Origin of the sequence: Microlunatus soli (assembly GCF_900105385.1) — a bacterium.
Classification (GTDB): Bacteria; Actinomycetota; Actinomycetes; order Propionibacteriales; family Propionibacteriaceae; genus Microlunatus; species Microlunatus soli.
Genome location: NZ_LT629772.1, coordinates 5,801,693 through 5,815,224, shown reverse-complemented (window position 1 = coordinate 5,815,224; position 13,532 = coordinate 5,801,693). Strand labels below are relative to the sequence as shown.

Genomic DNA, 13,532 nt, shown 5'->3' with positions numbered 1-13,532 from the left:
GGCGGGCCCGTGTAGCTCTCGTCGATGACGGTCAATCCGCGACCAGCATCGAACTGGTCAGCCGTTCGACGGCACGCAGCTTGTTGGTGACGTCGAGTGCCGCGACCTTGTAGGCCTCGGACAGCGTCGGGTAGTTCAGGACGGTGTCGACCAGATAGTCCACGGTGCCGCCGCAGCCCATGATCGCCTGGCCGATGTGCACGAGTTCGGTCGCGTTCGTGCCGAACACGTGGACGCCGAGGATCTGTCGGGTGTCGGTGTGCACGATCAGTTTGAGCATCCCGTAGGAGTCACCGATGATCTGGCCGCGAGCCAGCTCGCGGTACCGCGAGATGCCCACCTCGAACGGGACCGCCTCCTCGGTCAGTTCGGCCTCGGTCTTGCCGCAGTAGGAAACCTCCGGGATCGTGTAGATGCCGATCGGCTGCAGCGCTGCAAGATCATGAGCCGGTTCGTCGAAGGCATGCGATGCGGCGAGTCGGCCCTGGTCCATCGAGGTTGCTGCCAGGGCAGGGAATCCGATGACGTCGCCGACCGCATAGATGTGCTCGACCTCGGTCCGGTAATGATCATCGACCACCAGCCGTCCGCGGTCGTCGGCCTTGAGCCCGGCCGAGTCCAGTCGTAGCCGCTCTGTGTTGCCCTGTCGTCCGGCCGAATACATCACCACTTCGGCGGCGATCCGCTTCCCCGAGGCCAGCGTGGTGATGGTGCCGTTGCCACCGGCCTCGACACCGGCGACCTCCTCCCCCAATCGGAAGGACATGGTCTGGTCCCGGAGGTGGAACTTCAGCGACTCGATGATCTCCGGATCGCAGAACGGCAACATCGCCGGTCGCTTCTCCACCAAGGTCACTCTGGTGCCGAGGGCGGCGAAGATCGACGCGTACTCCACGCCGATCACGCCGGCGCCGACGACCACCATGGTGTCCGGGACCCGTTCGACATCGAGGATCTGATCGGAATCGAGCACCCGGACCCCGTCGAAGGTGATGTGGCCCGGACGGGCGGGGGTCGTACCGGTGGCGATGATGATCTTGTCAGCGGTGACCGTGCGCTGCTGATCCGGGCCGTCCACCTCGACCTCGAGGGTGTGCGGATCGGAGAAGCGTGCCAGGCCACCGATCAGGTCCACGTGGTTGCGCAGCAACTGCGCCCTGATCACCTCGGTCTCCCGACCGATCACATGCTGTAACCGACCGAGCAGATCGGTGACGGTGATCTCCTCCTTGACCCGGTAACTGGCGCCGTACAGCTCCCGCAGTTGCATCCCGGTCAGGTAGAGCACCGCCTCCCGGAGCGTCTTCGACGGGATCGTTCCGGTCTGCACACAGACGCCGCCGACCATCGTCCGGGCGTCGATCACACAGACCCGTTTGCCCAGCTTGGCAGCCATGATCGCCGATCGCTGACCGCCCGGCCCGGAGCCGATGACCGCCAGATCGTACTCATGTTCGTGGTCCATGTCCGAACGATTACACGTCTGGTCAGCATCCGCCAGCGAATCGGCACAGAGATTCGGCCCCGGGTCGGTGACCCGTTCGGTCGATACCGTGGATAGCTCATCGAGGGGGAATGATCATGGGAACGCGAGTACACCGTGTCGCGGCAGCAGCCGCCGCCGGGATCATGCTTGCGAGTTCGACAGTCCTGGCCGCTGATGCCGAGACCACACAGCCGCCGGCGTTGCGGGACGACTTCGCCAGGACGTCGGGCGGTTACTGCTTCATCGACATCGACACCGATACCGAACGCTGTGCCGCCACCGAAGCCGCCGCCCGGACGATGGTCAAGGACCGGACCCTGTTCATGACGGCCTGGGCCAAGCCGAAGTGGCAGGGCAAGTACATCAGCTTCTTCACCAAGGTCAGCCAGCCCTGCAGCTGGCCGCAGATCTTCGGCAAGACGCGTGATCTTCGCAAGCACCACGTCGGTCTTCCGGGTAAGCAGAACTGGAACAACCGGATCAGCTCGCTGGTGATGCGCAAGGGCTGCAAGGTCACGCTCTACGCGCAGAAGGACTTCGAAGGCAACTCAACGGACTGGCTCGGGACGACCGGCCGACTCGGCAGGGTCCCCGATCCCGGTGACAACTGGAACAACGCCGCGACGTCGATGCTGTACGGCGGGACCAGCCCGGACTAGTCTCAGTCGACTGACCCGGCCCGCTTGGCGGTGCTACTGATCGGCGGCGTTGCGCAGGTGCGGGTCGGCCAGATGATCATGAGGCTGGAATCCTGCGACCAGCACCCGCCGTTCGGCATCCAGACCGTCCCACAGCTGGTCGGCCAGATCGACATGTGAGGCGGCAGCGACGGTGATCGACACAGGGACCCGATTGGTCACCGGTTCGGCGACCGGGCCGGAGTAGGTCGACAGCAACGCACCCTGCCCGACCTCCAGCGCACCGATCCGGGTGACGATGGTGTCCGACGACGCCCGCTCGGCCGACCCGCGATGGGCCGCGGCCAACCAGACCTGGTCCTGACGATCGATGACGGTGGTGATCCGCGGCGTGTAGATCGGCGGATCACCTTCGTACTCGAGATCCTCCAATGCGACCGCGGGCGGTGCACCCTCGGCCAACCGATCGGCCACCGGGTCGGTCTGGGTGCCGTTGCTCAGCACGAAATGCCGATCGCCGCCGCGAACGGCGCGGTAGTGCCGCAACGGGTCGTGCGCATCACCGACGGTCGGCTCGACGAAGAGGTCGCCGTCATCGGTCAGCCGGATCCGGCGTTGCCGGGAGGCTTCACTGCGGCCGGTCGCCGCGTAGCTGCAGGCGAGGCCGGCAGCGGTGCGGGCAACCACCAGCACCCGACCGGGATACGGACGTTCGGCGAGCACGGTGGCAAGATCAACATCAGTCACGGCTCCCATCCTTGCCTATTGCCGGTCGGAGCGCGACACGGGGCGGCGTTCGTCCGACACCGCCGACTTCGTGACCTCGCCGAAATCCCTGTCAACGTTGACATACACTGCGGTTATGCAGAGCGACGAGCCCGAGGAGATGATCGTTCCGGCATCGGCGCCAGATGCTGCCACCGCTGCGTCCGCCGACGCTCCGCAGCGCCGGCGACGCCCCCGGCTCGAGGACGTTTCCGCGGCCACGGGGGTCAGCAACAAGACCGTGTCCCGGGCGCTGCGTGGCGACCCGAAGGTGCGCGACTCCACTCGGCAGCGGATCATCGCCGAGGCGGACCGACTGGGTTTCCAGATGAACGACGTGGCCGCCGGGCTGCGCCGCAAGAACCAGTCGATGACGACCATCGGAGTCACTCTCGGTGACTGCAGCAACCCGTTCTTTGCACCGATGTTGCGGGGGATCCACTCCGTTGCCGCCGAACACGGCTACCTGGTGTTGAGCGCCGACGCACAGAACGATCCCGATCTCGAGCACCGGGCCATCCGGTCGTTCTTCGCCCACCGGGTCGCCGGACTGATCATCGCGCCGATCGGAAACGATCTTGGTTACCTGGCCAACGAAGCTGCCTTCGGCTCCGCGATCGTCTTCGTCGACTCTCCCCCGCCGGGACTGGGCGAATCGATGGATTCGGTCACCACGACCAATACCTCCAGCACCCGCGAGGGAATCGACCATCTGTTGGCCCGCGGCCACCGCAGGATCGCCTACCTCGGCCATCCGCGTGGCGGCAGCGGTGCCGAGGAGCGCTGGGCGGGCTACCTCGAGGCGCTCGACACCGCCGGTCTGACGGCCGAGCCGGAGTTGGTCCGGCACGATCTGATCACAGAGTCCGATGCCCGCCAGGCAGCCGAGGAACTGCTCGGAACGGCCCGGCCCGATGCGATCTTCGTCGACAACAACCGGCTGTGCACCGGTCTGCTGCAGTCCCCCGCCTTCGCCGCCCGGCGGCTCGACGTGGTGAGCTTCGACCGCTTCCCGCTGGCTGCTTCGTTCGGGATCTCGGTGATCGACAGCGATCCCTACGACGTCGGCCGCGAAGGTGCCCAACTGCTCTTCGATCGGCTCGCCGAACCCGGCCGGCCCCCGCAACGTCACGAGGTGCCGGCCCGGCTGATCGTGCATCACGACCCGAGTTACTGAACCTGCTGCAACCAGGCATCGGCGAGAGCCTGATGCCCCGCGGCCGTCGGATGCACACCGTCGGCGGCCCAGTGCTCGGGGCCGGTCTGCTCCGCCAACTCGGTGAACATCCGATCGGCCTCGATCAACGTTGCCCCGTACTGTTCTGCCAGCTCGTGCACCACATCGATCTTCGCGTCCAGATCATCCCGCCACTTCAGCTGATCCTCGCTGACAGGCAGCAGGAACGGCTCGATCAGGATCAGCTGGATGCCGGCGTCGGCCAACGGTCGGAGCAGCTCCCGATAGCCCGCCCGATACTCCGCTGCTGTCACCTCGTCGAAGTCCAGGGCGAAGTGGAAGCCGCAGTCGTTGATGCCGACCAGGACCGACACGAGATCCGGCCGTGCCTCGAGCACGTCGGTCTGCCACCGACCCTGCAGATCGACCACCCTGTTGCCGGAGATTCCGCTGTTCATCCAGACCGGTGAGCGGTCCGGGTGTGCCAGGTCCCACTGTCCGGCAACGCGCAGCGGATAGCCGTAGCCCAACGGGTTGTCGGTGTCCAGTCGGCGACAGTCGGTGATCGAGTCACCGGTGAACATCACCCGGGTCCCGGACCGTACGATGATCGTCATCCTTGCTCCTCGGTCTGCGGTCGGCGTCGTCCGGTGATCATTTCCCGATCAGCTTGTTGATGCCGCTGACGGTCTGGTCGATCCCGGCGTCGACGTCCTTCTTTCCTGCCAGCGCTGGATTCCAGGAGGTGCCGACGACGTCGGCAGCCTTCGTCGCCCACGGATCGAGGAACTGGGTGACGAACTTGTCCTTGGCTGCCAGTTCGTAGGTAGCGGTCTTGGCGATGCTCTTGGCCGCGGCGTCGCCGGACTCCAGCGCCTGGTAGTAGCCCTTCGATCCCGGTTCGTAGGCGATCGGCGCGATCGGCTCGGCCTTCATCGCCTCGTTGAAGCCGGTGGTGTCCAGGTAGCTCATCACCTTCCAGGCCGCATCGGGGTCCTTCAGGGTTGCCGGCGAGCACACGCCGTTGGTCTCGATCGGCTGCACCGATGCACTGCTTCCCGCCGGCCACGGCGCGTAGCCCCAGTCGAACTTCGGCTTGTTCGCCGTGATCGACTGATGCAGCCACTGGCCCCCGAACATCAGCGGGATGCCTCCGTTGGCGAACTTCGCCACCGCCGTCGATCCGTCGTAGTCGGGGTCGGTCATCTGACCGGCCTTGATGGCGGCGGCCATCTTCGCCGCCCCTTCACGGAAGGTCGGGTCGGCCTGCAGTGCCGGAGCACCGACCGGCTTGTCCAGCAGCGGCTTGCCGCCGTTGGCCACCGAGTACGCCGACGCGCCCTGCGGACTGGTGAGCAACGGCCAGGCAGCGACCAGCGGCTGGGACTTGGCTGCGGCCTTGGTCTTGTCGAGCTTGGCGATGTCGGCGAACATCTCGTCCCAGGTCCAGCCGATGCTCGGCGTCTTCAGCTTGGCCTTGGTGAAGTCGGTCTTGTTGTAGAAGAAGCCGTAGGTGTTGGCCATCGTCGGGATCCCGTACAGCTTGCCGTCGGTGGTCTTCCACAGGTCGAGTGAGCCGGGCGAGAACTTCGCCTCCTGCAGCCCGTCGCCCTTCTTCAGATGGTCCGACCAGTCGTAGAGCAGACCCTCGGCAGCCAGGTTCTGTTCCTGGGAGTTGGAGCACCAGAAGAGATCCGGCGCCTTCTTGGACATGATCAACGACGCCAGCTTCTGCGCATAGTCGGCATTCGGAGATGCCTCGCGCTTGATCGCGATCCCGCTGCTGGTGGCGTACTTCTTCATCGTCTTGTCCAGCGCCGCGTTGGTCGCCGTCGACTCCCAGGTCATGTAACTGATCGTCGACGAGCCGGTCGCCTCGGCCCCGGAATTGCTGCAGCCGGTCACGGCGCCCGCAGTGATGGTCAGTGCCGCCGCAATCGCGACGACGGCGCGGATGCCTCTGATACGCGGACGGATCGGCCGGTGGTCGCCGTCGGTCCGGTTCCGATTCGGTGTAGTCATCGTGCTCTCCTTCGAGTACTGGTGGTTGCGGTGCTGGACGATCACTTCGCGATGGTCCCGAGCGAGCCGAGTCCCTCCATGAAGTAGCGCTGGGCCAGGAAGAACAGCACCAGCGGCGGAACCATGAACATCAGGTTCGTCGCCATGTAGTAGTTGTATTGCGAGCCCGCAGTGTCGGACAGGAAGGACGCCATCCCCAGCGGCAACGTGAACTTCTCCGCCGACTGCAGGTAGACAAGCGGGCTCAGATAGTCGTTCCAGGACATCTGGAACGACATGATCGCGACCGTGATCCAGACCGGTTTGGTCAACGGAATCATGATCTTGGTGAAGATCGTCCAATGGCCCGCGCCGTCGATGGTGGCCGACTCGTCGAGATAGCGCGGAATCGATTGGTAGTACTGCCTGGCCAGATAGACGAAGATCGGACTACCGAAGAAGGCCGGCAGGATCAACGGGATCCAGGTGTCGATCAGTCCCAGGTTGATGTAGAGGTGCTGCAGCGGGATCAGCCCGACGATCCCCGGGACGAAGATACTGCCCGAGATCAGGGCGAACCAGAATCGGCGACCCGGGAAATCGATCCGAGAGATGCCGTAGCCGACCACCATCGAACTCACCATCGCACCGGCGGTCGAGACCACGGTCACGATCATGGTGTTCAGCAATAGCCGGTAGAAGCCGATCTGTGCCGGACCGTGGACGAAGTTGGACAGCTGGAACTCTCGCGGCAGGAAGGACGGCGGCAGCTGGTTGATGTCGCCGTTACCCTTCAAGGCGATACTCACCATCCAGACCAGCGGCAACAACATGCTGACTGCGAGCAGCCCGCACAGTGCGTACCAGGCGATCCGGGACAGCAGGAGCGGCACCCTGCGGCTCAGCGCCATCGGCCGGCGTTCCACCAGTGCTTCGGCAGTTGCCATCGCGGCCATCAGGCTTCCCCTTGGTAGACACGGTTGCGGGTGATCCGGAGCATGATCATCGTGACGATCATCACGATCACGAACAGCACCCAGACCTCGGCGGTGGCATAGCCCAACTGCGGCGAGGTGATGAAGTCGGCGAAGCCGTCGTTGTAGATCTTGTACATCAGCAGATTGGTGGAGTGCCCCGGCCCACCCTTGGTCAGGATCGCCACCTGGTTGAAGGTCTGGAAGGCGCCGTTCATCGTCAGCATCAACTGCAGCATCATGATCGGGCCGATCATCGGGAGGGTGATCCGGAAGAATCGGCGGAAGGCTCCGGCGCCGTCGACCTTGGCAGCCTCGTGCAGCTCGTCGGGTACGGCCTGCAGCCCGGCCAGGAAGATCATCATCGTGCCGCCGACGCCCCAGACGCCGACGATCAGGATCGCGGGTAGCGCGACTTTGGCGTCGCCCAACCACAGGCTGGTCGGCAGGTGCAGGACCTGCAGCAGTTGATTGGCCAGACCGTAGGTCGGGTCGTAGATGTATTTCCACAGCGTCAGCACGGCGACGCCGGGCAGCACCACCGGCAGGTAGAAGATCGTCCGGAAGAACTTGACACCCTTCAGCGCTCGGTTGACCAGGACCGCCAGGGCGAGACCGGCCGCCAGGGTCGCCGGCACCGACATGATCACCCACAGCACGGTGACCCGCAGCGATGGCCAGAAGGTGGGGTCCTGGGTGAACATGAAGACGTAGTTCTCCAGGCCGACCCAGGTGGCCGGTGTGAGTCCGTTCCACTTGGTGAACGAGTGGTAGAGCGAGGTCACCATCGGGTAGCCGATGAAGAGGAACAGGCCGAAGATCGCCGGCGAGATGAAGGCGTAGCCGAGGATGGCGTCCCGTCGTCGTTTCATCGGGTCACCCCCGGTGCACTGATCCGGACGGTCAGGATCTGGAACGGCCGGAGTTCGACGTCGACTCCATGATCCACGACGTCGCAGGTTCCGCTGCCGCGCTCCAGCAGATCGACGATCTCGGCCCGATCGCCGTCGATGTCCCAGCGGAGGCGTCCGCGGGTGCGCGCGCCGAGCGACTCGTAGAGCCGGACGATCAGATCGCCGGACCGGTCCTCGGCGAGCTTGATCGCCTCGATCACGATCCCCTCGCCGTCAACGGTGACGATCGGCTCCGGTGCCGCCCCGCCGGTGATCCGGCGGACCGGCAGGTTGAGCCGCAGACCGGCCGCGACGGCGTCCCCGATCCCGGCACCGGTGATCAGGCTGTAGCGGGCCCGGTGGCTGCCCTGATCGGTGTCCGGGTCGGGATAGCGCGGTGCGCGGAGCAGCGACAATCCGATCTCCGTACCAGGCCGTCCGGCTGCCTGCTGCTCGATCCGCCGGACGCTGTGCCCGTAGGTCGAGTCGTTGGCGACCGCGACACCGAAGCGTGGCTCCCCGACGTGCACCCAACGCTGAGCACAGATCTCGAATTTCGCCTCGTCCCAGGTGGTGTTGTCATGGGTCGGTCGTCGGAGGTGGCCGAACTGGATCTCCGCCGACGACTCGTCGGCCCGCAGATCCAGACCGAAGACCACCTTCAGCAGCTTCTCCCGCTCCTGCCAGTCGACATCGACGGCGAAGTCGACCCGGTCCGATCCCGGACTGATGGTGATCGTCTGGAGGGCCGAGGAGGAGCCGAACGAACGCTTCACCTCGACGGTCACCGCGCCGTCGGACTCGCTGACCTGCAAGGAATCCAGGGATCTGATCGGGGTTGCCGATCCGCGGTAGAAGGCGTCCAGGTCCCAAGCGTCGAAGGCATTCGGCAGATCCTGGTGGATGACCAGATCGGCCAGCCGCGCGTCCTCGGCGACCAGCTCGCGGGCGGAGCGGAGGTCGATCAGTGAACTGATCGTGCCGTCCGGCTCGATGATCATCCGCAACGTCCGGTTGTCGATGATCAGCCGGTCATCGTCGCGCTGCACGATCGGAGCCTCGGACCCGGCTGCGAGCCCCTCGGCAGCACCAAGAGCCGGTACTCCGTCGGCCGGCACCGGTGCCGCGTTGAACCGGACGATCGTGTCGCCGGATCCGGCCAGCGTCGTCAGGGCAGTCATGATCAACTGCTCCAGGTCGGCGAGCACGCTGTCGTAGGCAGCCCGTGCCTCGCGATGCACCCAGGCGATCGACGATCCCGGCAGGATGTCGTGGAACTGGTGCAACAGAACGGTTTTCCAGCACCGGTCGAGGGCGTCGTACGGGTAGTCCGCGCCGGTCCGCAGGGTCGCGGAGGCACTCCACAGCTCTGCCTCCCGCAGCAGGTGTTCGGCTCGTCGGTTGCCGCGCTTCATCGCAGCCTGGGAGGTGTAGGTGCCGCGATGGGCTTCCATGTACAGCTCGCCCACCCAGGTCGGCGCATCGGAATAGTCGGCCTGGGCACGCTCGAAGAACTCGGTCGGGGTCAGATGCTCCACCGGCGGCGCGCCCTCCAGGTCCGCCTGACGACGGGCCCGCTCCATCATCAGCCGGGTCGGTCCGCCACCGCCGTCGCCGTGGCCGAACGGGACCAGTGAGGTGCCGGCGCCGGCGTGGTCGGAGAAGTTCGTCGAGGCATGCTGGAGCTCGGCCGGGGTCAGCTCGGCAAGATAGGAGTCGACCGGTGGCAGATGGGCGAACACCCGGCTGCCGTCGATCCCTTCCCACCAGAAGGTGTGGTGCGGGAACTTGTTGGTCGGATGCCAGGCGAGCTTCTGGGTGAGGAACCAGCGATATCCGGCCAATGCGGCGATCTGTGGCAGTGCGGCGGAGTAGCCGAACGAGTCCGGCAGCCAGACTTCCTGGGGCTCGACGCCGAACCGGTCGGCGAAGTAGCTCTTGCCGTACAGGAACTGTCGGACGAGAGCTTCACCGCCGGGCATGTTGGTGTCGGACTCGACCCACATCCCGCCGGCCGGGACGAACTGTCCGGCGGCGACGGCCTCGGCGATCCGGGCGAACAGCTTGGGTTGCTGCTCTTCGATCCAGGCATACTGCTGGGCCTGCGAACAGGCGAACCGCAACTCCGGGTAGTCCTCGATCAGGGAGAGGACGTTGGAGAAGGTGCGAGTGCACTTCCGTACGGTCTCCCGGACCGGCCAGAGCCACGCGGAGTCGATGTGGGCATGCCCGACCGCCGCCAGTCGGTGGGCGCTTGCCGTCGCCGGCTGTTCCAACAGCGGCGCGAGCTCGGCCCGGGCGGCCGGCACGGAGTCGGCGATCCGTTGCGGGTCGATCAGATCGCAGGCTTGTCCCAGGGAACGGATGATCTTGGCCCGGCGTGGCTCGTCGGGACGGAGCTGCTCCGCCCAGCCGATCAGCACATCAAGATCAACAGCCAGTGCCTCGACATCTCGATCCAGCAGCACCAGATCGGCTCGGCGGAAGCGGTAGTGCGGTTCGCCGTCCACGTCGATCCCGTCGCCCAACCGGGTCGGGCGGAAGGCGACTGCCGCGAGGTCGGGATTGGCCGCAGCCTCGACGTAGATGTCGATCATGGTCAGCTGATCATCGATCGGCACGTAGTGGTTGCGAGGTTGGACGCCCTTCAGGATGCTGCCGTCGGCGCGATAGGCGAGCCCTTCGCTCTGGAAGCCGGGTCCGCCCTCGAATCCAAGATCAACAGCGACCACCGGCTCGGCACCGGCCCGTCCGACCGGGACCGCACCCTGCAGCCGGAACCAAGTGGTCGTCCAGGGCTCGCCCCACCGGCTCCCGGGTGTGAACGGCTCGAAGGGGCCGGCAGTCGCCTGGTCGAAGGGTTCCGGTTCGCCGGCGAGCCGGCGGGCCGTGATCTGCAACGGCGTCGCGGAGTGTTCGACAGCGGGCCAGACCCGCTCGTCGAGCATCCGGCGGGCCCTGTCGATCGTCCGTTGAGGGTGCTGATGCATCGATTCCTATCCCCTGCCGAAGCGGACCCGGACCAACTCCTGGGCCCCGGTCGATGAGGTGTAGTAGGTGAAGTACTTGGTCAGACCGTCCCGGCTGGTGTACTCGGGATGGGCGAACGAGGCGTACTCGGTGCCGCTGGTCTTCGGTGCCGTGAACAGCTTCTGCGGCGTCGACCACGGCCCCCACGGGTGCGGCGCGGTCTGGTAGAGGACATCCTGGGATGCCCACGGCATGTAGCTGTTGACGTAGGCACCGAAGGCGTCGTCGTAGTAGACGGTCGCGCCGGCGGCGCCGGGACCCTTCACCAGGACGGTGCGGTCAGGGTCGGTGGACCAGATCGGCTGTCCGTCCTCGTTGCTGCCGGTGAAGTAGCGCCAACGGGAGATGTCCTGGATGTGGTCGATCGGGGCCTTGGCCACCGCGCAGCCGTCCAGGGTGCACTTGCCGTAGCCGTACAACGTGTTGCCGACCAGCACCATCGCGTTACCGGTCCAGGCCTGGTCGGGGGTGAAGAAGAGGGTCTTGTCGGTGCCTTCGGGGCTCGGGATGTCGGCCGGTCGATGCTCTGCGGTCAGCCGGGTGATCGTCTTGTCCTCCATGTCCACCGCGACCAGGCCGGTGCCGAGTGCCTGGCCGACGAAGCCCGACTCACACGGGGTTCCGTCTCGTCCGCCGCGGCACAACTTGCCGTAGGAGACCAGGATCCGGTGCCGCGCGTGATCGACGACGGCCGGTCCCGGCCAGTGCGCAAACACTGTGCCGCAGTAGTCGTCGGTGGATCCGGTGCAGTCGTCCGCTGCGTGCGCATCCTGGAAGTCGGTCTCGGCGGCGGACAGCGGGACGAAGTCCGGCGGTGTCCCGGTGGAGGTCTCGTCGAGCGCGTCGGCGGACCGGAGTGTGATGTTGTCCGAGGCGTCCAGGTCGCTGGTGATCGCCGCCGTACTGGAGATGAACCCGTCGGGATCGGTCGTGATGGTGTCGTCGAAGAACCACACCGACTGGTCGCCGTACTTGACGCTCTGCCCGTTGTCCCGGGCCGCGACATGCGGATTCTGATCGATCGGACCGAGGAAGCTGACGTCGGAGACGGCCAGCTCGGAGCGCGGCGTCTGACGGTCGGACGGCGGGCCGGCCACGGCCGGGGCCGAAGCGGTAACGATCAGCGCCGCCGTCGCAACAGCGATCGGGATGGCGCCGGCCAACGGGATGTGTCGGGTCAACGGGATGTGTCGGGCCAAAAGGAATGTTCGGGGATGGCGCACGGGATGACTCCTCAGTGAGTGACAACCGGGCGGCCGCGCCGGCCACTGACGTGGTCGGGGCAGAACCAGGAGAGATGATGTCAACGTTGACATTGATTTGTCAACGTTGACATTGTAGCGATCGGATACCGTGCCACCCGGCCATCAGCAGCACCGAACCCCACGATCGGAGCCACCCACGTGTCAAGTACGCCGTCAAGTGACCTGATCGTGCTGACCGGACCGTCCGGGGTCGGCAAGAGCACGATCAGCCGCGGGCTGCATCAGCGACTAGCGGGCGCGAACTGGCTGCTGTGGCAGGCGGATCTGTGCCAACCGCGCACCGAGGGCATCGACCTCGACTCGATCGGCGCGGAGACCGGCGAAGCCCGGATGTTCGCCGGCAACCTCGCCGCGATCGCCGGCTACCTGAAGCAAACCTGGTCGATGCTGGTCGAGCTGACGGTGCACAGCGCGGCCGATGCGCGCGCGGTTCGCGCCACCGCTCCCGGTCGGTCCATGATCATCAGGCTGGACTGCACGGCCGAAACGCTGGCCCGCCACTTGGCCGAACGCGACACTCCGGTCTCGGACGAATGGGCGAGGTCGTACTTCGAGTCCTGGCGTGACGTCGAGCTTCCCGATGCTCAGTTGATCACGGTGGATGGCCGCAGTGCCGAGGACGTCGTCGATCAGATCATGGCCTTGTGGGCCGGGTCTGCCCGATGATCTTCGCCGCAGGGCCTCGTTCACCTGCGCAGCCGCGACATCCGCTGCTGCGCGGCGGGCTCGTGCTGTTGTTGAGCCTCGTGCTCGGCGGACTGACCTCGTTCGCCCAAGGCATGCTGCCGTCCTGGTTCAGCTCCGTCGCCAATTCCGCCAGTGGCTGGACGCTGCTGACGGCGGTGCTGATCTGGCGGGTTCGGCTGTCCTGGTGGCTGTCTGCGGTGCTCGGTGCGGCGAGTTTTGTGCTGCTCACCGTCGGGTATGCCGTGGTGTCGACACTGCGCGGGGCGTACTACAGCCCGATCCTGTTCGTGGTCGTCGGTGTCCTGATCGGCCCGTTCGTCGGGGTCGCGGCCCGCTGGTTGTGGGAGCGAAGATTTCGGGCGGCGGCCGGTACGGCGGCGCTGGCCGGCATCGCGATCGGCGACGCCGGCTACGGCCTGACCGCGGTCGGCGACACCACCAGCCCGGTCTACTGGATCGTCATCGGCGCCGTCGGGGTCGCCCTGATGGTGACCATGCTGAGTAGGACGATCCGCGGCGGGGTGCCGATCCTTGTTGCGGTGTTGGGGGCGGTCGCCGTGGCAGCGGCGTACAACGTGGCGTTCCGGCTGCTCGGCGGGACCCTCTGACCCGCAGC

At 66.0% G+C, this 13,532-nt stretch carries 12 protein-coding genes; 4 read left to right on the top strand and 8 right to left on the bottom strand.

Features of this window, described 5'->3' with window-relative positions; all coding sequences use genetic code 11:
* Positions 1–31 precede the first annotated feature (31 nt).
* Positions 32–1,465, bottom strand: a complete 1,434-nt coding sequence (gene sthA / locus BLU38_RS26650; RefSeq protein WP_091529313.1) for a Si-specific NAD(P)(+) transhydrogenase — start codon at positions 1,463–1,465, stop codon at positions 32–34.
* A 116-nt stretch (positions 1,466–1,581) separates the two neighbouring features.
* Here sthA and BLU38_RS26645 point away from each other — a divergent pair, with 116 nt between their 5' ends.
* Complete coding sequence (locus BLU38_RS26645) at positions 1,582–2,145, top strand: hypothetical protein (RefSeq protein WP_157683733.1); 564 nt, start codon at positions 1,582–1,584, stop codon at positions 2,143–2,145.
* A 33-nt stretch (positions 2,146–2,178) separates the two neighbouring features.
* Here BLU38_RS26645 and BLU38_RS26640 read toward each other — a convergent pair whose 3' ends face one another.
* Positions 2,179–2,871 (bottom strand): IMP cyclohydrolase, encoded by a 693-nt coding sequence (locus BLU38_RS26640; RefSeq protein WP_157683732.1) that lies wholly within the window; start codon positions 2,869–2,871, stop codon positions 2,179–2,181.
* 115 nt (positions 2,872–2,986) lie between these two features.
* Between BLU38_RS26640 and BLU38_RS26635 the strand changes: the two genes are divergently transcribed.
* Complete coding sequence (locus BLU38_RS26635; RefSeq protein WP_091529305.1) at positions 2,987–4,066, top strand: LacI family DNA-binding transcriptional regulator; 1,080 nt, start codon at positions 2,987–2,989, stop codon at positions 4,064–4,066.
* Here the strand turns inward: BLU38_RS26635 and BLU38_RS26630 are convergent.
* The 6 genes from BLU38_RS26630 to BLU38_RS26605 are packed head-to-tail and all read right to left on the bottom strand — an operon-like array spanning position 4,060 to position 12,187.
* The gene (locus tag BLU38_RS26630; RefSeq protein WP_091529303.1) at positions 4,060–4,683 is read right to left on the bottom strand and encodes an SGNH/GDSL hydrolase family protein; all 624 of its coding nucleotides are present in this window, start codon (positions 4,681–4,683) and stop codon (positions 4,060–4,062) included. The genes BLU38_RS26635 and BLU38_RS26630 overlap by 7 nt on opposite strands.
* 37 nt (positions 4,684–4,720) lie before the next feature.
* On the bottom strand, positions 4,721–6,088 hold the full coding sequence (locus BLU38_RS26625) for an ABC transporter substrate-binding protein (RefSeq protein WP_157683731.1): 1,368 nt from the start codon (positions 6,086–6,088) through the stop codon (positions 4,721–4,723).
* Positions 6,089–6,129: 41 nt separating this feature from the next.
* The gene (locus BLU38_RS26620; protein ID WP_231920057.1) at positions 6,130–7,023 is read right to left on the bottom strand and encodes a carbohydrate ABC transporter permease; all 894 of its coding nucleotides are present in this window, start codon (positions 7,021–7,023) and stop codon (positions 6,130–6,132) included.
* Entirely contained in the window at positions 7,023–7,913 is an 891-nt protein-coding gene (locus tag BLU38_RS26615) for a carbohydrate ABC transporter permease (RefSeq protein WP_091529298.1), read from the bottom strand. Before BLU38_RS26615 ends, BLU38_RS26620 begins: the two co-directional genes overlap by 1 nt.
* The gene (locus tag BLU38_RS26610; protein WP_091529295.1) at positions 7,910–10,924 is read right to left on the bottom strand and encodes an alpha-mannosidase; all 3,015 of its coding nucleotides are present in this window, start codon (positions 10,922–10,924) and stop codon (positions 7,910–7,912) included. The genes BLU38_RS26615 and BLU38_RS26610 overlap by 4 nt, the downstream gene beginning before the upstream one ends.
* 6 nt (positions 10,925–10,930) lie before the next feature.
* Positions 10,931–12,187 carry a DUF4185 domain-containing protein gene (locus BLU38_RS26605; protein ID WP_157683730.1) on the bottom strand — a complete coding sequence of 419 codons (1,257 nt, stop codon included), beginning with the start codon at positions 12,185–12,187 and terminating at the stop codon, positions 10,931–10,933.
* 180 nt (positions 12,188–12,367) lie between these two features.
* Here BLU38_RS26605 and BLU38_RS26600 point away from each other — a divergent pair, with 180 nt between their 5' ends.
* Positions 12,368–12,895 carry an AAA family ATPase gene (locus BLU38_RS26600; RefSeq protein ID WP_157683729.1) on the top strand — a complete coding sequence of 176 codons (528 nt, stop codon included), beginning with the start codon at positions 12,368–12,370 and terminating at the stop codon, positions 12,893–12,895.
* Positions 12,892–13,524: a DUF6518 family protein gene (locus tag BLU38_RS26595; protein ID WP_197679877.1), complete on the top strand. Its 633-nt coding sequence runs from the start codon at positions 12,892–12,894 to the stop codon at positions 13,522–13,524. The genes BLU38_RS26600 and BLU38_RS26595 overlap by 4 nt, the downstream gene beginning before the upstream one ends.
* Positions 13,525–13,532: the final 8 nt, after the last annotated feature.

What these genes read in the sequence shown, in the direction of transcription:
- sthA (WP_091529313.1), bottom strand. Translation starts at nt 1,465, where the DNA reads ATGGACCACGAACATGAGTACGATCTGGCGGTCATCGGCTCCGGGCCG.
- BLU38_RS26645 (WP_157683733.1), top strand. Translation starts at nt 1,582, where the DNA reads ATGGGAACGCGAGTACACCGTGTCGCGGCAGCAGCCGCCGCCGGGATC.
- BLU38_RS26635 (WP_091529305.1), top strand. Translation starts at nt 2,987, where the DNA reads ATGCAGAGCGACGAGCCCGAGGAGATGATCGTTCCGGCATCGGCGCCA.
- BLU38_RS26630 (WP_091529303.1), bottom strand. Translation starts at nt 4,683, where the DNA reads ATGACGATCATCGTACGGTCCGGGACCCGGGTGATGTTCACCGGTGAC.
- BLU38_RS26625 (WP_157683731.1), bottom strand. Translation starts at nt 6,088, where the DNA reads ATGACTACACCGAATCGGAACCGGACCGACGGCGACCACCGGCCGATC.
- BLU38_RS26620 (WP_231920057.1), bottom strand. Translation starts at nt 7,023, where the DNA reads ATGGCCGCGATGGCAACTGCCGAAGCACTGGTGGAACGCCGGCCGATG.
- BLU38_RS26615 (WP_091529298.1), bottom strand. Translation starts at nt 7,913, where the DNA reads ATGAAACGACGACGGGACGCCATCCTCGGCTACGCCTTCATCTCGCCG.
- BLU38_RS26610 (WP_091529295.1), bottom strand. Translation starts at nt 10,924, where the DNA reads ATGCATCAGCACCCTCAACGGACGATCGACAGGGCCCGCCGGATGCTC.
- BLU38_RS26595 (WP_197679877.1), top strand. Translation starts at nt 12,892, where the DNA reads ATGATCTTCGCCGCAGGGCCTCGTTCACCTGCGCAGCCGCGACATCCG.